Source organism: Prolixibacteraceae bacterium, from assembly GCA_019856515.1.
Lineage (GTDB): Bacteria > Bacteroidota > Bacteroidia > Bacteroidales > Prolixibacteraceae > Halosquirtibacter > Halosquirtibacter xylanolyticus.
In genome coordinates this window covers 4,808,034-4,828,849 of the sequence record CP082230.1, presented here as the reverse complement: position 1 = coordinate 4,828,849, position 20,816 = coordinate 4,808,034, and the positions used below count along the sequence as shown (strand labels likewise).

Annotated in this window: 16 protein-coding genes; 6 read left to right on the top strand and 10 right to left on the bottom strand. The window is 37.3% G+C overall.

Features of this window, described 5'->3' with window-relative positions; all coding sequences use genetic code 11:
- Positions 1 to 714 carry a glycosyltransferase family 2 protein gene (locus K5X82_17715; protein QZT37049.1) on the bottom strand — a complete coding sequence of 238 codons (714 nt, stop codon included), beginning with the start codon at positions 712 to 714 and terminating at the stop codon, positions 1 to 3.
- 597 nt (positions 715 to 1,311) lie between these two features.
- Here K5X82_17715 and K5X82_17710 point away from each other — a divergent pair.
- Both K5X82_17710 and K5X82_17705 read left to right on the top strand, forming a co-directional pair.
- On the top strand, positions 1,312 to 2,349 hold the full coding sequence (locus K5X82_17710) for a sugar kinase (protein QZT37048.1): 1,038 nt from the start codon (positions 1,312 to 1,314) through the stop codon (positions 2,347 to 2,349).
- Between the two features lie 80 nt (positions 2,350 to 2,429).
- Positions 2,430 to 3,101, top strand: coding sequence for a bifunctional 4-hydroxy-2-oxoglutarate aldolase/2-dehydro-3-deoxy-phosphogluconate aldolase (locus tag K5X82_17705; protein QZT37047.1), 672 nt, complete (start codon positions 2,430 to 2,432; stop codon positions 3,099 to 3,101).
- Between the two features lie 91 nt (positions 3,102 to 3,192).
- Here K5X82_17705 and K5X82_17700 read toward each other — a convergent pair whose 3' ends face one another.
- The gene (locus K5X82_17700; protein ID QZT37046.1) at positions 3,193 to 3,630 is read right to left on the bottom strand and encodes a hypothetical protein; all 438 of its coding nucleotides are present in this window, start codon (positions 3,628 to 3,630) and stop codon (positions 3,193 to 3,195) included.
- Between the two features lie 312 nt (positions 3,631 to 3,942).
- On the opposite strand from K5X82_17700, the gene K5X82_17695 reads away from it, so the two are divergent.
- From K5X82_17695 to cysK, 3 genes are all read left to right on the top strand, one after another.
- Positions 3,943 to 4,857: an ATP-binding cassette domain-containing protein gene (locus tag K5X82_17695; protein ID QZT37045.1), complete on the top strand. Its 915-nt coding sequence runs from the start codon at positions 3,943 to 3,945 to the stop codon at positions 4,855 to 4,857.
- A 10-nt stretch (positions 4,858 to 4,867) separates the two neighbouring features.
- On the top strand, positions 4,868 to 6,148 hold the full coding sequence (locus tag K5X82_17690) for an ABC transporter permease (GenBank protein ID QZT37044.1): 1,281 nt from the start codon (positions 4,868 to 4,870) through the stop codon (positions 6,146 to 6,148).
- 242 nt (positions 6,149 to 6,390) lie between these two features.
- Positions 6,391 to 7,305: a cysteine synthase A gene (gene cysK, locus K5X82_17685; GenBank protein ID QZT37043.1), complete on the top strand. Its 915-nt coding sequence runs from the start codon at positions 6,391 to 6,393 to the stop codon at positions 7,303 to 7,305.
- 58 nt (positions 7,306 to 7,363) lie between these two features.
- Here the strand turns inward: cysK and K5X82_17680 are convergent, their stop codons facing one another.
- Both K5X82_17680 and K5X82_17675 read right to left on the bottom strand, forming a co-directional pair.
- On the bottom strand, positions 7,364 to 7,999 hold the full coding sequence (locus K5X82_17680) for a flavodoxin family protein (GenBank protein ID QZT37042.1): 636 nt from the start codon (positions 7,997 to 7,999) through the stop codon (positions 7,364 to 7,366).
- 106 nt (positions 8,000 to 8,105) lie between these two features.
- The gene (locus tag K5X82_17675) at positions 8,106 to 9,773 is read right to left on the bottom strand and encodes a formate--tetrahydrofolate ligase (GenBank protein ID QZT37041.1); all 1,668 of its coding nucleotides are present in this window, start codon (positions 9,771 to 9,773) and stop codon (positions 8,106 to 8,108) included.
- 337 nt (positions 9,774 to 10,110) lie between these two features.
- On the opposite strand from K5X82_17675, the gene trxA reads away from it, so the two are divergent.
- Positions 10,111 to 10,503: a thioredoxin gene (trxA, locus tag K5X82_17670; protein QZT37040.1), complete on the top strand. Its 393-nt coding sequence runs from the start codon at positions 10,111 to 10,113 to the stop codon at positions 10,501 to 10,503.
- 74 nt (positions 10,504 to 10,577) lie between these two features.
- Here trxA and K5X82_17665 read toward each other — a convergent pair whose 3' ends face one another.
- The 6 genes from K5X82_17665 to rplA form a co-directional block, all read right to left on the bottom strand.
- Complete coding sequence (locus K5X82_17665; GenBank protein QZT37039.1) at positions 10,578 to 10,895, bottom strand: DUF3467 domain-containing protein; 318 nt, start codon at positions 10,893 to 10,895, stop codon at positions 10,578 to 10,580.
- A 12-nt stretch (positions 10,896 to 10,907) separates the two neighbouring features.
- Entirely contained in the window at positions 10,908 to 15,164 is a 4,257-nt protein-coding gene (gene rpoC, locus K5X82_17660) for a DNA-directed RNA polymerase subunit beta' (GenBank protein QZT37038.1), read from the bottom strand.
- Positions 15,165 to 15,240: 76 nt separating this feature from the next.
- A complete protein-coding gene (rpoB, locus tag K5X82_17655; protein ID QZT37037.1) occupies positions 15,241 to 19,053 on the bottom strand; it encodes a DNA-directed RNA polymerase subunit beta in 3,813 nt (1,270 codons plus the stop codon).
- Positions 19,054 to 19,154: 101 nt separating this feature from the next.
- Positions 19,155 to 19,529 carry a 50S ribosomal protein L7/L12 gene (gene rplL, locus K5X82_17650; protein ID QZT37036.1) on the bottom strand — a complete coding sequence of 125 codons (375 nt, stop codon included), beginning with the start codon at positions 19,527 to 19,529 and terminating at the stop codon, positions 19,155 to 19,157.
- A gap of 45 nt (positions 19,530 to 19,574) precedes the next feature.
- Complete coding sequence (rplJ, locus tag K5X82_17645) at positions 19,575 to 20,096, bottom strand: 50S ribosomal protein L10 (protein ID QZT37035.1); 522 nt, start codon at positions 20,094 to 20,096, stop codon at positions 19,575 to 19,577.
- Between the two features lie 14 nt (positions 20,097 to 20,110).
- Complete coding sequence (rplA, locus tag K5X82_17640; GenBank protein QZT37034.1) at positions 20,111 to 20,803, bottom strand: 50S ribosomal protein L1; 693 nt, start codon at positions 20,801 to 20,803, stop codon at positions 20,111 to 20,113.
- Between the last annotated feature and the right edge of the window lie 13 nt (positions 20,804 to 20,816).

Sequence of the window (20,816 nt, the reverse complement as noted above, 5' to 3'; positions counted from 1 at the left end):
CTATTTCGCCCAAATATTGTATTTCATGATACACCAAATGGCACGACATCCATCTTTCCATCCAATCTTTTTACCTTCATCATAAGTTCTTCCATAGTATGATATACCTACTTCGTATATTCGTATCTTAGGCAATCGGCTAATCTTAGCAGTGACTTCGGGCTCAAAACCAAAGCGCTTCTCTTGGAGCGATAAAGACTTTACTTTCTCTGATTTGAATAATTTGTAACAGGTTTCCATATCCGTCAAATTAAGATTGGTAAACATATTACTCAAATTAGTCAAGAACTTATTACCCCTTGAGTGCCAATAGAACAATATGCGATGAGGGTTCGATCCCATGAACCTAGACCCATAGACAACATCAGCATGTCCTTCAATACATGGTTTTAAAAGCAAGTTATATTCGCGTGGGTCATACTCTAGATCCGCATCCTGTATTATTAGATAATCACCATTGGCTTCTTTAATTCCTCTGTGAATCGCAGCTCCTTTTCCCATATTATTCGGCTGATGAAAAAGCTGGATATTGTCTAATGTATTACTCTTCATAAATGCCTCTATCTCGGAGACAGTATTATCCGATGAGCAGTCATTAACAATAATTATCTCTTTCTCAATTTCATTTATTAGAGTAACACGCTGAATAGCATTGAGAATTGAACATATCGTTGCTTCTTCATTATATGCAGGAATGATTATCGAGAGCTTCATTGATTAAATATTTTAGGAGACGTGTAAAATCTATTTATATCTGATGTAATAAGGTAGAATATAGCTGTTCTATTTATCACATTAGCCACTTGACTTCTGTAATTATAGCACTTTTTTAAATAAATTCATAATTAACATACCTGGAACAAACGATATAATATGTATTACAGAGGACTAATAGTAAAAGATGAAGGAGAAACATCATTTTATACATAAAATGATGTTTAATCCAGATTAACCCCTTACAAAGTACACAAAATATGGTTCATATACTTCGCACTTAAAATTAAACAGTTATACGCTCTCTTTTTAGTCATCAATCGCACAACCAATATATCAATCTATTAATTTAACGAAACATGTCGTAAAACACAAACTACTACAAACCAACATAACAACCTACCTATCAATAGCTTAAATCAGACACACAAATATTCATTCCATAATAGTGTATGAAATTTGTCTTATTTTATTTTGCAGTTTCAAGATTATGCCTACTTTTACAATCGATTGCACAAGCATAGATATTGAATAATAAAACAAGCATAAACCATCACTACTGATAAGCAGAAGAGTGATTTAAGTTATTTAAAGACGATGACAAAAAAAGTAGTTACCTTCGGAGAGATCATGTTGCGTCTTGCAACACCAGGTTATTTACGTTTCTCACAATCTAAAGAGTTCACAGCAACTTATGGAGGAGGAGAAGCAAACGTAGCAGTTTCATTAGCAAATTATGGAATTCCTGTAGATTTCGTAACTCGCCTACCAAAGAACGATATTGGTGACTGTGCCATGAAAGATCTTCGTAAATACGGAGTTAATATTGATAATATTATTTGGGGAGGAGAGAGATTAGGTATCTATTTCCTAGAGACAGGAGCAGTAACAAGAGCATCTAATGTAGTTTATGACCGTGCTCACTCGGCTATCTCTTCTATCGAATTAGGAATGATCGATTGGGATGCAGTATTTGCAGATGCACAGTGGTTCCACTGGACAGGTATTACTCCTGCCCTATCACAAAATGCTTGTGATGTATTGGCTGTAGCTATTAAGAAAGCAAATGAAAAAGGTATCACAGTATCTACTGACCTTAACTACAGAAAGAAGCTTTGGAACTATGGTAAAACAGCAAATGAAGTGATGCCAGAATTAGTTGCAGGTTGTGATGTTGTTCTTGGAAACGAAGAAGATGCAGCAATGGTACTTGACATTCACCCAGAAGGTGTTGATGTAACAGGTGGACATGTAGAAGGTGCAGCTTATGAATCAGTTTCACGCCAAATCATGGATCGCTTTCCTCGTGTTAAAAAAGTAATTACAACTCTTCGTGGATCTATTTCTGCTAACCATAACTCATGGTCAGGAGTACTTTATGATGGAGAGAAATTATATGAATCACCACAATATCAAATCACGCACATCGTAGACCGTGTAGGTGGTGGAGATTCGTTCATGGGAGGTTTAATCTATGGATTAATCACTTACCCAAAAGATGATCAAAAAGCTCTTAACTTTGCTGTTGCAGCATCTTGTTTGAAGCACACTATTTATGGTGACTACAACCTTGCTACTGTATCAGAAGTTGAGAAATTAATGTCTGGAGATGCTTCTGGACGTGTATCACGATAAGTATTTAAGAAATCTGAATTATTAGAAGTACTGTGGTTTTTTAATATTACCACAGTGCTTTTATTTTAAATTTACAAGAAATGGCACGTTTTAGTAAGTTAGAAGTTATTGCACAAATGAAAGAGACAGGTATGATTCCTGTATTTTTTCACAAAGATATAGAAGTTTGTAAAAACATCGTTAAAGCATGTTATGATGGTGGTGTTCGTGTATTCGAATTCACTAACCGTGGTGATTTTGCACATGAAGTTTTTGCTGAACTAGTAAAATGGGCAGCAGTTGAAACTCCAGAGATGATTCTAGGTATTGGTTCAATTGTTGAAGCAGCAACAGCAGCACTTTACATTCAACTAGGAACAAACTTTGTTGTTGCTCCACTTCTTCACGAAGAGACAGCTAAGGTTTGTAACCGTCGTGGTATCCTTTGGTCACCTGGTTGTGGATCAGTTACTGAAGTTGGGCGTGCATTAGAACTTGGATCTGAGGTAGCAAAAGTATTCCCTGGATCACAAGTTGGTGGACCTGCTTTTGTTAAATCGGTAAAAGCACCAATGCCATGGGCACTAATGATGCCTACAGGTGGAGTAACACCTACAAAAGAAAATCTTGAAGGATGGTTTAATGCAGGTGTAACTTGTGTTGGAATGGGATCTCAGTTGATCACAAGCGAAATCATCAAAGAAGGTAAATATGCTGAATTAACAGCACAAGTAAAAGAAGCAATGTCAGTTATACGTGAACTGTGCTCATAATATCTTTTCTTTGTTGATAAAGAATTAAGACCTCTTTAATTAAGCAAATACTAAAGGCTGTATCTCATATGATACAGCCTTTTATGTTTTGTTATTTAAAATATAGTCCCAGCCCAACACCAAAACTACTTGTAGAAGTATACTGACAAGATAGAAGAATCTTTGACACTCTAATTCCCATAAAGCCACCATATTGGAATGTTTGATCATTATAAAGACTACGACCAACACCAACCATAGGCCCCAAAGAGAGAAAATTAGTCAAGCGATAGCCGAAGACATTATACAAACACCCTTTTGATTCAGCATCCCCCATAAGCGCATCGGCTTTATCAGAAGTGTTCTCCCCATAAATCCCCCATAATATATTCGATTGGAAATATCCAATAGCTCTAATAGAACGATTATACGTATTGGGACTGTGAATGTATTCGATAGAGAAATCAATCTTCTTCCTCTTCTGAGGTAGTCTTTTTGCACCTACCTCAAGATAGAATAGAATTAAAATAATCACAGCAATAAATCTCATAATCGCTCCTCCCCTTTCCTTTGTAATATATTACTATTAACATGAACTATAACATTAAGGTTCAAGACCATATATACATTAACATTCTTCTAAATTTTTTAATATCTAAAGATTAAAAGTCAAGAGGGGGAACAAAATAAATACATGCTATACAACCATATATATTTATATTATGTGAAACTATATAATTAATCAAACAAGTGCCTAATTAGCAAACATAAAAAGTCTTAATATTTATTCAACATACTATCATTAAGCCAATTGCACATCTCTTGATTTTTTTTAACTTTGATATAAACAAAAAATCAGCTTATGAATATCTTAGAAGTCAAAGATGTCACAAAAAGATATGCCGATCATCTTGCTTTAGATAATGTTAGTCTAGAGATAAACGAGGGGGATATATATGGCCTTTTGGGACCGAATGGTGCAGGAAAGACAACCCTTATACGAATGATCAATCATATTACAGTTCCAGATAAGGGGCAAATACTATTCAGAGGAAAAAGACTTACTAGAGATATGGTTAAGCACATTGGCTATCTTCCTGAGGAGAGAGGTCTATATCCTAAAATGAAGGTTGGAGAACAAGCGCTATATTTCGCCCAACTAAAAGGTTTAGAACGTAAGGAAGCCCTAAAACGACTCAAAGTGTGGTTTGAAAGGTTTGACATCACAACATGGTGGAATAAGAGGGTCAATGAGTTATCAAAAGGAATGCAACAAAAGGTTCAGTTTATATGTACTGTTATTCATGAGCCTGATCTTTTGATTCTTGATGAACCTTTTAGTGGTTTTGACCCAATCAATCAACAGATGCTTCAAGATGAGATAACTCGATTTAAAGAGATGGGTAAAACAATTATATTTTCCACCCACCAGATGCATGCCGCAGAGAATATTTGTGATAAAATGGCTCTAATAAATCAATCAAAGAAGATTTTAGATGGAAACATCAACGAGATAAAGGAACAGTTTAGAACAAACAGATACAAGCTTCAATATAGAGCAAGTGAAAAGATTGAAATATCAAATATACAAGGGGTAGAAGTGGTAGATTATACTCTTAAGGAGAACACATATTTTCTAACTTTAAAGTCTAATTCAAAAGAAGAATTACAAGTCGTTATGAATAAGATATTTTCGAATGGCTTACTAATTAAATTTGAAGAGGTTATCCCTTCCGTACATGAGATTTTCATTAAATGTGTTACAGAGAACCACTAAAAGCTAACTTATGAACCCTATTTCACTTGTAATAAAAAGAGAATATTTAACTCGAGTAAAGAAAAAATCTTTTATCCTTTTCACTATATTAACTCCTATTCTGATTATTGCATTGACTACGATCCCTGCATACCTGATGATCCATTCTGAGACACCAGAGACTAAAATTGGGGTACTTAATCACAATAGAGAGTTACAGCACCTCTTTAAATCATCTAAAACGATCAAGTACGTAAATATCACAGCTGAATTAAAAGATGCCTACCTTGAGACTCCAGAGCTTAAAAAAGAGTATGATGCAATTCTGGAAGTCCCAAAAGATATAATAAGCTCGTCACAAGCAAATCTAACTTCATACAAGTTATTATCATTTGCTATTAGTGAGAATATAAAATCAAAACTAACGGCTGGAGTATCACAAATTAAAATTAAACAGCTTGTAGATAAATACAATATCCCTGGATTAGAAAGAGAGTTTAAAGAGACGAAAACACGAGTTAGACTTAATGAGCAAATTGTTTCGGACAACGGGGAGAAAAAAGATAGTTTCTCAGGGATAGCATCTGGTTTAGGATATATACTAGGCTTCATGATCTATATGTTTATATTTGTTTATGGCAGTATGATCATGCAAGGGGTGATGGAAGAGAAGAAAAACAGAGTGGTAGAAGTAATCATTACTTCGGTAAAACCATTCCACCTTTTAATGGGTAAGATCATTGGAATCATTGCTGTTGGACTAACCCAATTAATGATATGGTTAATCCTATTTGGAGTTACACAACTTGCACTCAAATCATCTCTTTCAATAGAAGCACTTCAAGGAGACAATGACATCATTACCAAAATAATAAATGGATTTGATGTTCTAAATATATGGTATATTGGCTCATTATTTGTGTTCTATTTCCTAGGAGGAGTCTTAACCTACGGATCATTAATGGCCGCTATTGGAGCAGCAGTGGATAACCCTGAAGATAGTCAACAATTTATGATGCCATTAACAATACCTCTCATCATTAGTATTATTCTTCTAACACTTGTTATGCAAAGTCCAGACAATTCTGTGGCGGTATGGGGAAGTATAATACCACTAAGTTCGCCTATCATCATGACAGCACGAATAGCATTTGGTGTCCCCGTTTGGCAATTAATCACATCGATGTCTCTATTAATTATATTTTTTATTTTCTGTGTATGGATTGCTGCAAAAATATATAGTACTGGTATTCTTATGTATGGTAAGAAAATAAACTTTAAAGAGATCTGGAAATGGATTAGATATTCATAAATATTTCAAGACTATTTTGTCTTTTATATTTTTTTACTACATTGCGACATATTAAGAATAATTATATGCTCTATTTATACTCAAATATCAATTGTTGTTGCTACTGTCTACTCTCAAGAAGGCAAGTATAGCTACATGTGTATAATCGACATGAAAAGGCCTTCTTGCAAAAAGAAGGCCTTTTTTTTGGAACATTTTGTAAGATATCAAGTTAATATAAAAACCACTAATAATCATTGGAGATGAAATTCAATAATATTCTAGAAACAATTGGGAATACCCCTCATGTAAAGATTAATAAACTATACGGTGAAGATTATAACGTATATGTAAAAGTTGAAAAGACCAATCCTGGAGGTAGCATTAAAGATCGTATTGCTCTATCAATGATAGAACAAGCTGAAGAGGATGGCATTATAACTCCAGGCAAGAGTAAACTTATTGAACCAACATCAGGTAACACTGGGATTGGACTTGCATTGGTCGCTGCAGTTAAGGGGTACGAATTAACTTTAGTAATGCCTGAATCAATGAGTATTGAGAGAAGGCGTATATTAACAGCGTATGGAGCAAAGCTAGACCTAACACCTAAAGAAAAAGGGATGAAAGGGGCTATCGACAGAGCAAAAGAGTTACAAGAACAGAATCAAGACAGTTGGATTCCATCACAATTTGATAATCCTGCAAATATTGATGTGCATGTTCGTAACACCGCTCAAGAAATTATCAAAGATTTTCCTGAAGGGATAGACTATTTGATCACTGGAGTTGGAACAGGAGGTCATATTTCTGGGGTTTCGAGAGTATTAAAAGAACACTTTCCATCTCTTCAAACTTTTGCTGTTGAGCCTACGGATTCACCAGTAATAAGTGGAGGAAATCCAGGACCACATGCAATCCAAGGTATCGGAGCAGGTTTTATTCCAAACAACCTAAAATTAGAGTACATTGATGGAACAATCCAAGTATCCAAAGAAGCGGCTTTCGCTTTTGCACAGAAAGCTGCAAAAGTCGAAGGGTTATTTGGAGGAATATCATCTGGGGCATCCCTAGCTGCGATTGCACAAAAATTACATGAAATCAAGAAAGGTGCTACAATACTCACCTTCAACTATGATACAGGAGAGAGATACCTTTCAGTAGAGAACTTATTTTAATCATACAAAAGAGGCAGTTGTATGACTGCCTCTTTTGAATTATATTTTACATTAAAGATCAAAAAAGAGTTGGTTGATCTAAATCTAAACCGATATCTTTCTTCACCTTCTTCTTCGATGGAACAACTTTATCTAAAAGCCAAGACATATTCTCTCCTAAAGTTGTTATTGTTGCCATACCTTCAGTATCGTTTAATACATCACCTGGTTGCTTTCCTTGTACAATATTCCAATAACTACTTCCAGGAACAATCATTTGATTGATCAAGAAGAAATTATTCATCGCATCAAAAGAACTCATCTCACCAGCTCTTCGAACAGCAACTACTGATGCTCCAACTTTACGAGCCAAAACATGACCTGCACTACGTGTTACATATCCAGAAACATCAATCAGAGCTTTCATTTCAGTTGTAACATTTGCAAAATAGACAGGAGAGCCAAAGATTATCCCATCAGCATCCACCATTTTGGAGATACATTCATTTAAGAAGTCATTATTAGAGTAACACCGTAGGTCCTTTTTTTCTCTACAAACACCACATGCTCTACATCCTCTTATCTCCTCTCTCTTCAAACGAACCATTTCAACTTCATGACCATTACTTTTTAATACATTAAGTAGATGATCAATAATAGTATCTGTATTACCATTCTTTCGCGGACTTCCGCTAAATGCAACAATTTTAGCCATGATCTTATTTTTTAGGTCTTTGGTGAAGATAAAAAATCATCATGTATTATCTTTTTATACCATCGAATAAAAACACCTCTAACATTCTAAATAAAATGATTTTATATTAGAATAACCCTGAAATGTTACCATCATCCGAAATATTAATTCTTTCTGCCGCTGGAGTAGCTGGCAAACCAGGCATACGCATTATACTCCCTGTAATAGGGACAATAAAACCGGCACCAGAAGAGATTTCAATACTTCGAACAGTCACAACAAAATCCTTTGGTCTTCCTAATAATTTAGGATTATCAGATAAACTCTTTTGTGTCTTGGCAATACAGATTGGAAGATTGTTTAGTCCTAACTTCTCAATTTTCTGCAAGTCCTTCTTTGCTTGTGCTGTATAATCAACAGCAATCGCACCATATATTGTTGAAGCGACAGTCTTAATCTTCTTTTCTACCGGCCAACTCCAATCATAAAGAGGTAGAACCTTTTCACTATTCTCATCGCATGTTTCAATCACTAGATCAGCCAAATCAAGACCTCCATTTCCTCCTTGTGCCCAAATATCAACAACTGTAGCTTTTACCCCTAGCTTTTTACATGCTTCGATAATTAGCTCCAACTCTTCATCTGTATCAGTTGGAAATTTATTCACCGCAACAATTGGATTCTTACAAAAGTGGAACATATTCTCAATATGTTTCTCCAAATTCGGTAAACCAGCTTTTAATGCCCTAGTATCTTCATCAGTCAAAAGCTTGACCTCTTTTCCTCCATGATATTTTAATGCTCTTACGGTAGCAACTAAAACGATTGAATCGGGAGAAAGACCTCCGTATTGACATTTTATATCGATAAACTTCTCGGCTCCTAGATCAAATCCAAACCCTGCCTCAGTAACAACGTAATCAGAAAGAGAAAGCCCCATCTTTGTTGCCAAAATAGAATTAGTCCCTTGTGCTATATTTGCAAACGGACCACCATGAATCAAAGCAGGCGTTCCTTCAATGGTCTGTACTAAATTTGGTTTAATTGCATCCTTCAATAAAGCTGCCATAGCACCTTCCGCATTAAGGTCTCTAGCATAAATAGGATCTCCTGTGAAAGTAAAACCAACAAATATATTACCTAGACGAGTTTTTAAATCAGAGAAGCTTGTTGCCAAACACAGAATAGCCATAACTTCAGAAGCTGCTGTTATATCAAATCCAGTTTCTCGAGGTATACCAGAAGTCGTTCCTCCTAATCCAACAACGATATTCCTCAAAGATCTATCATTCATATCCATGACACGCTTCCACTCTACAGTTCTTGGATCAATACCTAAAGATTTTGTTTTGCTTTGGATATTATTATCAATCAGAGCTGCCAATAGATTGTTTGCTTTCTCAATTGCAGAAAAATCACCCGTAAAGTGAAGATTAATATCTTCCATTGGCAAAACTTGTGACCATCCACCACCAGTTGCACCTCCTTTAATTCCGAATACCGGACCCAAAGAAGGTTCTCTAAGCACAACAGTTGTCTTTTTCTTCCTCTGGTTCATCGCCTGCGTAAGTCCAATCGAAACAGTTGTTTTACCTTCACCTGCAGGTGTTGGAGAGATTGCAGATACCAATATCAACTTACTCTTCTTTACTTTCTCTTCATCAATAAGCTCTAATGGAAGTTTTGCTTTGTACTTTCCATAAAGTTCCATCTTTTCAATGTCCACCCCCAAGTCACGACCAATTTCATTAATCGGTTTCATCTCTATACCTTGTGCAATATCTATATCAGTCATATTCTCTATTTAAACGATAAGTGCCTAGTTACTGTATGCCAATAAAAATAACAACATTATTAATAATAGATGTGGCATTATTCTGTTTATTATTTATTTTTTGAATATGTTTTTAGACACGAAATGATCACAAACTCATAGTAAGCATTATTACAGCATATTAACTAGACTTAAGTAAAAATCCTAAACAATAGACCTTCAAATATGTTTTAACTGAAAGTTAAGGGCTAAAGGATCAAATATCCCCTTATCATAACTTGACAAATAAAAGTCATTTCATAGGTAACAAAACTCTCTTTTTTTATATATTACCATCATCAAATAATTATTCGACAAAATGAAAAAACTACTATTTATTGCTTTTATAGCATTAAGTTCATTAACAGCAAGTATTGCAGGAGAAAGCAACGTTGAAATAGAGTTCAATGAAAAAACGCAATCTTTTGATGAGCTTTTAAAAACAAAACTACCAGTTGTAGTTGACTTTTATGCTACATGGTGTGGTCCATGTAAAAGACAAGCCCCTATTCTTGAAAAATTTGCAGAAGATAACAAAGGTAAAGTTATTATTGTCAAAGTTGATGTTGACAAGAATAAAGCAACAGCCAAAAGATATGCAGTTAGATCTATTCCTACTCTATATATCTTTAAAAATGGAAAGATTGCATGGAAAGGTACTGGTGTACATACAGAGGCACAAATAAGTACTGAGATTAAAAAACTGAAGTAACAATAAAAGGCTAATCATCTATCAGTCTTATAAACAAAAAAGAGGAAACGAAATCGTTTCCTCTTTTTATATATTTATGCTTCACCTGCAGGTCCGCTAAAATTCATTGGTGGAGGCATAGAAGGCTCTCCGTCATGTAATTTAATAGATCCGTGCATTGACTCATATCTTCTTACATTCTCTTCTAAAGTCAACAAAAGTCGTTTCGCATGTTCAGGACACATCACCACTCGTGATTTTACCTTTGCTTTATCCACACCAGGCATCATACGAATGAAATCCATTACAAATTCTGAGCTAGAGTGAGAAATCACAGCTAGATTCGAATATGTACCTTCAGCTACCTCTTCAGGTAACTCGATACTTATAGATTGATTTTCTTCTCTATTCATACGAAAATTTTATTAGTCTTTAGAATCAACCAAACGATCATAGTCTTCTTTTGATCCAACAACTAGGTTTCTGTACAGTTTACGTCCAGTACCTGCAGGAATCAAATGTCCACAAATCACATTCTCTTTCATACCTTCTAGGTTATCCACTTTACCGTTGATAGCAGCCTCATTCAAGACTTTAGTCGTCTCCTGGAAAGAAGCAGCAGACATCCAACTCTTCGTTTGAAGCGCTGCACGAGTGATACCTTGAAGAATCTGACCAGAAGTCGCTGGTACTGCATCTCTTGACTCAATAACCTTCAAATCTTTACGGCGTAATTGAGAGTTTTCATCACGCAATTGACGTGCTGTAACAATCATACCTTGTTTGAAGTTTTCTGAATCTCCAGAATCAATAATAACCTTCTTATCGTAGATCCAATCATTCTCTTTCATGAACTCATGCTTATCAACTAAGTGACGCTCTAGGAATTTAGTATCTCCCGGATCATCAATCTCAACCTTACGCATCATCTGACGAACGATAACCTCAAAGTGCTTATCATTAATCTTCACACCCTGCATACGGTATACATCTTGAACTTCATTCACGATATATTCCTGAACCTTAGTAGGTCCTTCAATACGCAAGATATCAGAAGGAGTAATAGCTCCATCAGAAAGTGGTGTACCTGCTCTTACATAATCATTTTCTTGAACAAGAATCTGACGAGAAAGAGGTACAAGATATTTCTTAATATCACCCAAACGAGTCATTACGATAATCTCTCGGTTACCACGCTTGATTTTTCCGAAACTAACCTCACCATCAACCTCTGAAACAACAGCTGGATTAGATGGGTTACGAGCCTCAAACAACTCAGTAACACGAGGAAGACCCCCGGTAATATCACCTGCTTTACCTGAAGCACGAGGAATCTTAACAAGAACAACACCTTTAGTAACTACCTGTCCTTCGTCCACATTAACGTGACCGCCAACTGGCAAGTTATAAGACTTGATCAACTCTCCCTCCTCGTCTACAATACGTAAACTTGGATTCTTAGTTCTATCACGGTTCTCGATAATAACCTTCTCAGCAAAACCTGTTTGCTCATCCGATTCTTCACGATAAGTGATACCATCCTGTAAATCTGAGAACTCAATACGTCCTTCAAACTCAGTGATGATTACACCGTTATATGGATCCCATTCACAAATAAGGTCATTCTTAGAAATTTCCTGACCCTCTTTCATGAATAATTTCGAACCATAAGGAAGAGCATGTGTAGAAAGTGTAATTTTAGTATTCTTATCTACAACACGTAACTCAGCCAAACGGCTAACAACGATATCTACACTTTTACCATCTTCATCAACAAAAGGAACAGAACGTAGTTCGTCAATCTCAGCAATACCCTCGTATTTAGCTACAACAGTAGACTGAGAAGAAACGTTACCTGCAATACCCCCTACGTGGAAAGTACGAAGTGTAAGCTGTGTTCCCGGCTCACCAATTGACTGTGCTGCAACAACACCAATAGATTCACCTTCTTGTGCCATTCTAGCAGAAGCTAGATTTGTACCATAACATTTAGCACAAACACCTTGCTTAGACTCACAAGTAAGAACAGAACGAATTTCAACTTTCTCAATTGGAGAGTTTTCAATCGCATAACCAATCTCATCAGTAATCTGTCCACCAGCACGAACAATAAGTTCACCTGTTAATGGATGGAAAATATCATGAACAGTACAACGACCAACAATTCTTTCATAAAGAGAGGCAACAACCTCTTCATTATTCTTAATTGCCGAAGCTGTTAATCCACGAAGTGTTCCACAATCTTGTTGAGATACGATAACATCATGCGCAACATCTACTAGTCGACGAGTCAAATAACCCGCATCGGCTGTTTTCAATGCCGTATCCGCAAGACCTTTACGTGCACCGTGAGTAGAGATAAAGTACTCTAAGACAGAAAGACCCTCTTTAAAGTTTGCAAGAATCGGGTTCTCAATAATCTGAGCACCTGTTGATCCAGACTTTTGTGGTTTTGCCATCAGTCCACGCATACCACAAAGCTGACGAATCTGCTCTTTAGAACCACGGGCTCCTGAGTCAAGCATCATATATACAGAGTTGAAACCTTGGTTATCAGAACTCAAAGTATTCATCACTGTATTTGTCAACTTCGCATTAACATGGGTCCATGTATCAATTACCTGATTATAACGTTCGTTATTGGTAATGAATCCCATGTTATAGTTATTCATAATCTCTTCAACCTCTTGGTAACCTTCTGTAACCATCTCTGCTTTCGCATCAGGAATAACCACATCGGCTAGGTTAAACGATAGACCACCAAGGTAAGCCATACGATAACCAAGGTTCTTAATATCATCTAAGAACTTAGCTGTTGTAGCATTATCAGTTACTTTCAAGATATGTGCAATAATATCTCTAAGAGCTTTCTTAGTCAACAACTTGTCAAGGTAACCTGCCTCGTTTGGTACAAATTGGTTGAATAAGATACGACCTACTGTAGTTTCAATAAGACGTATTTCTTGCTCTCCATCTTCATTTAAGTCTGTTGTCTTCACCTTAACAATAGCGTGAAGATCTGCTTTACCTTCATTGAAGGCAATCTCAACTTCCTCTGGAGAATAGAAACAAAGTCCCTCTCCCTTAACTCCTTTTCTTGGCTTAGTCATATAATATAGACCAAGAACCATATCCTGTGAAGGTACTGTAATAGGAGCACCATTCGCTGGGTTAAGAAGGTTATGAGCAGAAAGCATCAACAACTGAGCCTCCAAAATCGCAGCATTACCAAGTGGTAAGTGAACTGCCATCTGGTCACCATCGAAATCGGCATTGAAACCAGTACACACAAGAGGGTGTAACTGAATCGCTTTACCTTCAACTAGGCGAGGCTGGAATGATTGAATAGACAAACGGTGAAGCGTCGGTGCACGGTTAAGTAGCACTGGATGACCTTTCATCACATTCTCTAAGATATCCCAAACAACAGGATCTTTTCTATCTACAATCTTCTTCGCGGACTTAACTGTTTTTACAATACCACGCTCAATCAACTTACGAATGATGAATGGTTTGTAAAGCTCAGCTGCCATATCTTTAGGGATACCACACTCTTGAATCTTAAGAGTAGGTCCTACAACGATAACAGAACGAGCAGAATAGTCAACACGTTTACCAAGAAGGTTTTGACGGAAACGACCTTGCTTACCTTTTAATGAATCAGATAATGATTTAAGAGCACGATTGTTCTCTGTCTTAACAGCATTCGATTTACGCGAATTGTCAAACAATGAATCAACAGACTCTTGCAACATTCTCTTCTCATTACGAAGAATAACCTCAGGAGCTTTAATCTCAATCAATCGCTTCAAACGATTATTACGAATAATCACACGACGATAAAGGTCATTCAAATCGGAAGTTGCGAAACGTCCACCATCGAGTGGCACAAGAGGACGTAGATCTGGTGGAATAACTGGAACCACCTTCACAATCATCCACTCTGGACGGTTTCTCTTCTTCGACGCACGGAAAGCCTCTACAACCTGAAGACGCTTTAGAGCATCATTCTTTCTCTGTTGTGAAGTTTCTGTACTAGCCTTATGACGTAATTCATAAGAAATTGTATCAAGCTCAAGACGCTCTAGCAATGAATACAAAGCTTCGGCACCCATTTTAGCAATAAACTTCTCTGAATCATCATCATCAAGCATTTGGTTTTCACGAGGAAGTGTATCAAGAATATCTAAATACTCTTCTTCAGTAAGAAAATCCAAATATTTAACTCCATCATCACGTTTAACACCTGGATTAATAACCACGTATCTTTCGTAATAGATGATTGTATCTAATTTCTTCGTTGGTAACCCTAGAAGATAACCAATTTTATTTGGTAGAGATTTAAAGTACCATATATGGGCAACAGGAACAACCAAAGAGATATGTCCCATACGCTCACGACGTACTTTTTTTTCTGTTACTTCAACACCACAACGGTCACAAACAATACCACGATAACGGATACGCTTATATTTACCGCAATGACACTCATAATCCTTTACAGGACCAAAAATGCGTTCACAGAAAAGGCCATCTCTTTCTGGCTTATATGTACGGTAATTAATTGTTTCAGGCTTAAGCACCTCACCATGTGATCTTTCTAGAATCTCTTCCGGAGAAGAAAGACTGATAGACAACTTCGAAAAGTTACTTTTAACCTTATTATCTCTTCTGAATGCCATAAAACAAATATTATAAACTTATAGTTCAGCGTATGAAAAGGAAGAAGCTACAAAGAACTCCTTCCAGTTCAATATCTTATTCAAGATCAACACTCAATCCTAGTCCACGTAGTTCGTGAAGAAGAACGTTTAACGACTCAGGAATTCCTGGTGTTGGCATTGGATCTCCTTTAACAATAGCCTCGTATGCTTTCGCTCTACCAATCACATCATCCGACTTAACAGTCAAGATTTCTTGAAGGATATTAGCTGCACCGTAAGCCTCAAGAGCCCAAACCTCCATCTCTCCGAAACGCTGTCCACCAAATTGTGCTTTACCACCTAATGGCTGCTGCGTAATCAACGAGTAAGGTCCAATAGAACGAGCGTGCATCTTGTCTTCTACCATGTGACCTAATTTCAACATATAGATCACACCAACAGTAGCAGGCTGGTCAAAACGCTCTCCAGTCTCTCCGTTAATAAGACGTGTACGACCAAAACGAGGAACACTTGCTTTGTCACACAATTCAGAGATCTCATCTAGAGTAGCTCCGTCGAAAATAGGTGTAGAAAATTTACATCCTAACTCCATACCAGCCCATCCAAGTACAGTCTCATAAATCTGTCCTAAGTTCATCCTTGAAGGTACACCAAGTGGGTTCAATACAATATCCACTGGAGTTCCATCTTCTAGGAAAGGCATATCTTCTTGACGTACGATACGAGATACAATACCCTTATTACCGTGACGTCCTGCCATCTTATCACCAATTTGAAGCTTTCTCTTCTTCGCGATATAAACTTTTGCAAGTTGAATAATACCAGCTGGCAATTCATCTCCAATAGTTACATTATAACGCTTACGTTTAACAACTGCCTCAAACTCCTTGTACTTCATGATATAGTTACGAACCAAAGAAACAATCATATGATTCTTATCTTCATCCGTAGTCCAATCATTACCATTCACTGTCATGTAGTCGATAGAAGAAAGAAGTTTTTGAGTGAATTTCGTTCCTTTAGAAATAATATCCACACCAAAATAATCTTCTACACCTTGTGAAGTTTTACCATTAACTAAGTTAAATAGTTTATCCACCAAGATATCCTTCAAACGATTAGCTTGAACTTCAAACTCTTGATCGATTTGCTCCAACAACGGTTTCGTTGTAGTTCTAGCTTTCTTATCCTTTTGAACTCTAGAAAACAATCTCTTATCAATAACTACACCTTTCAATGAAGGAGAAGCTTTCAATGAAGCATCCTTCACATCACCAGCTTTATCTCCGAAGATTGCGCGAAGCAATTTCTCCTCTGGAGATGGATCCGATTCTCCCTTAGGAGTAATCTTACCAATCAAGATATCACCAGGTTTAACTACAGCACCGATACGAATTAAACCATTCTCATCAAGATTACGTGTCGCTTCCTCACTTACGTTAGGAATATCTGAAGTAAACTCCTCTAAACCACGCTTTGTATCACGCACTTCAAGAGAGTACTCATCGATATGAATGGATGTAAATACATCATCACGAACGATTCTTTCTGAAATTACAATCGCATCCTCGTAGTTATAACCCTGCCATGGCATGAAGGCCACTTTTAGGTTACGCCCTAAAGCTAATTCTCCTTGCTGCGTAGCATAACCATCAGTAAGGATTTGTCCCTTCTTAACACGTTGGTTAGGAGAAACAATTGGCTTCAAGTCAATACATGTACCTTGGTTGGTCTTCTTATATTTAGGTACGTTGTAGCTTTCCGTATCAGCATTAAAGCTTACATAACGCTCATTTTCTGTAGCGTCATAACGAACAACAATTTTACTACCATCCACATAATCAATAACACCATCTTTCTCAGCAGTGATCTGAACACGAGAATCTTCAGCTACACGAGCCTCAAGACCTGTACCCACAATTGGAGATTGTGGACACAACAATGGAACAGCCTGACGCATCATGTTAGATCCCATCAATGCACGGTTCGCATCATCATGCTCCAAGAAAGTAATCAAAGATGCAGCAATAGATGCAATCTGGTTAGGACCTACGTCCATCAAATCAACATCAGCAACCTCTGCCATAGGATAATCTGCATCCAAACGAGCCTTCACTCTTGGATTAACAAACGAACCATCTTCAGCATAAGTAGCATTTGCCTGAGCAATAATCTTACCTTCTTCTTCTTCTGCTGTTAGATACACAACATCTTGATTATCCAAATCAACTTTACCCTCAGCAACTGGACGGTAAGGTGTCGAGATAAATCCAAGATCTGTAATCTTTGCAAACACACAAAGAGAAGAAATCAAACCAATGTTTGGTCCCTCTGGTGTTTCAATTGGACACAAACGACCATAGTGAGTGTAGTGAACATCACGCACCTCGAAACCAGCACGATCACGTGAAAGTCCTCCAGGTCCCAATGCAGACATACGACGCTTGTGAGTCATCTCTGCTAGTGGGTTCGTTTGATCCATGAACTGTGATAACGCATTGGTTCCGAAGAAAGAGTTGATCACCGATGACAATGTCTTCGAATTAATCAAATCTGTTGGAGTAAACACCTCGTTGTCACGTACATTCATTCGCTCACGAATTGTACGGGCCATACGTGCTAAACCAACGCCAAACTGGTTATACATTTGCTCTCCTACAGTACGTACACGTCTATTAGAAAGGTGATCGATATCATCGATATCCGTCTTCGAGTTAATCAATTTGATAAGATACTTAATGATCTCAATCATATCTTGATTAGTCAAAACACGCGTATCAGAATCAATATCCAAATTTAATTTTTTATTGATTCTATAACGACCAACTTCTCCTAAGTCATAACGTACTTCTGAGAAAAATAGTTTGTCAATTACGTCACGAGCTGTTGCCTCATCAGGCGGCTCTGAGTTACGTAACTGTCTATAGATATATAATACTGCTTCTTTCTCCGAGTTACATGGATCTTTCTGCAGTGTATTATAGATGATTGCAAAATCAGCTAGGTTCTGCTCTTCTTTGTGAAGAAGAATAGTTTTCGCACCAGAATCTAGAATTTCATCCAAATGTTCAGGCTCGATAACTGTTTCACGGTCGATAATGACTTCATTACGCTCGATAGAAACTACTTCACCTGTATCCTCATCTACAAAATCCTCTACCCATGTCTTCAAGACACGTGCAGCTAATTTTCTACCTACAATCTTTTTGATTCCGGACTTAGATACGCGAATCTCATCAGCCAATCCAAATATCTCTAAGATATCCTTATCGCTTTCATAGCCGATTGCACGTAACAATGTCGTTACTGGTAATTTCTTTTTACGATCGATGTAAGCAAACATAACACCATTGATGTCTGTTGCAAACTCAATCCATGATCCCTTAAATGGGATAATTCGAGCAGAATAAAGTTTCGTGCCATTTGCATGCACACTCTGACCAAAGAACACTCCTGGAGAACGGTGTAACTGAGACACCACTACGCGCTCCGCACCATTGATCACAAAAGATCCACTTGGGGTCATATATGGAATTGTACCCAAGTATACCTCCTGAACCACAGTATCGAAGTCCTCGTGCTCTTCGTCAGTACAATACAACTTTAATTTTGCCTTGATTGGCACACTATAAGTCAAGCCTCTATCTATACACTCCTCGAGAGTATAGCGAGGTGGATCGACTGAATAATCAATAAACTCAAGGACAAAGTTATTTCGAGTATCCGTGATTGGGAAGTTATCACCGAACACCTGATTAAGGCCCTCTATTTTTCTTTCCTCAGGCGATGCCCCCAACTGGAAGAACTCTTTGAAAGATTTGATCTGTACTTCCAGAAAATCAGGATATTCAAAACGATTTTCTGCAGAAGCAAAACTGATCCTATTATTTACAGTTTGTGAAGACATGAATCAACCGAATTAATTGAACCTAAAACATAAACGCAAAAAGGCTTAGAACCCCACAACGGGATTCTAAACCATAAACCTTCTTTTGAAAGGTCAACTTCTTATTTAAGCTCAACCTCAGCACCAGCTTCTGTTAGCTGTTGTTTAAGTGCTTCAGCTTCCTCTTTAGAAACTTTCTCTTTGATTGCTTTAGGAGCTCCGTCAACTAGTTCTTTAGCTTCCTTAAGACCAACACCTGCTAGGTCTTTAACCAACTTAACTACTGCTAATTTAGATGATCCAGCAGCTTTCAAGATAACGTCGAATTCTGTTTGCTCTTCAGCAGCAGCTTCAGCTCCAGCAGCAGGTCCAGCAACAGCTACTGCAGCAGCAGCAGGCTCGATACCGTACTCATCCTTAAGGATAGTAGCCAATTCGTTTACGTCTTTTACTGTTAGGTTAACTAATTCTTCTGCAAGTTTATTAAGATCTGCCATTTTCCTCGAATTTAAAAATGATATAGTGAATAATTTATTATAATACTAAGCGTTTTTTTCCTCAAGTGCCTTAAGCACTCCAGTAATAGTTTGTCCAGATGACTGAAGAGCTGAAATAACATTCTTCGCTGGAGACTGTAGCAATGCAATAACATCTGCTATCAACTCCTCTTTCGACTTGATGTTTACTAGTTCTTCTAGTGTCTCTGCACCAACATATACAGACTCCTCTACAAATGCTCCCTTCAATACTGGTTTGCCATTCTCTTTGCTAAATTCTTGAATCAATTTAGCTGGAATGTTTCCAGTGTTAGAAAGCAGTACAGAAGTACTACCTTTCAATACGTCAAATAAGCCCGAAGCATCTTTATCCGATTCTTCAATAGCTTTGCGCAACAGTGTATTCTTTGCCACAACCAACTTTACTTCTCTTTGGAAGCAAAGACGTCTTAAAGCACTTGTTTGCTCTGCATTTAGTGCTTCAACATCCGCCAAGTAAAAGTGACTATATGAATTCAACTGCTCTTTAAGTGACTCTACTAATTGTTGCTTTTCTGAGCGTCTCATACTTTCTTTTTTACTTAGTCAATAGACTTAGGTTCAACTTGAATACCTGGGCTCATTGTACTTGATAAGTAGATACTTTTCACGTATGTACCTTTTGCAGCCGAAGGCTTAAGCTTATTGATCATATCAACAAACTCTTTTGCATTCTCAACAATTTGTTTAGGATCAAAAGATACCTTACCAATTGATGTATGCACGATACCATACTTATCCACTTTGAAGTCGATTTTACCCATTTTAACTTCCTTCACAGCCTTACCTACCTCCATGGTAACTGTACCACTTTTTGGGTTAGGCATTAGACCACGAGGACCTAAAACACGACCTAGAGCTCCTACTTTACCCATAACTGGTGGCATAGTGATGATTACGTCTACATCTGTCCATCCGTTCTTAATCTTATCGATATAAGCGTCTAGACCAACGTAATCAGCTCCTGCGTCTTTCGCTTCTTGCTCCTTATCTGGAGTTACAAGAGCTAAAACACGCACTGCTTTTCCAGTTCCGTGAGGCAAAGTTACGACTCCTCGTACCATTTGATTCGCTTTTCTCGGATCCACTCCAAGGCGAACATCCAAATCCACAGAAGCATCAAACTTTGTAGTAGTGATTTCTTTCACCAACGAAGCAGCGTCTTCTAGTGAATAGATCTTCCCCTGCTCCAATTTAGCAGCAGCAGCTTTCCTATTCTTTGAGATTTTTGCCATTTTTTTAAATAAA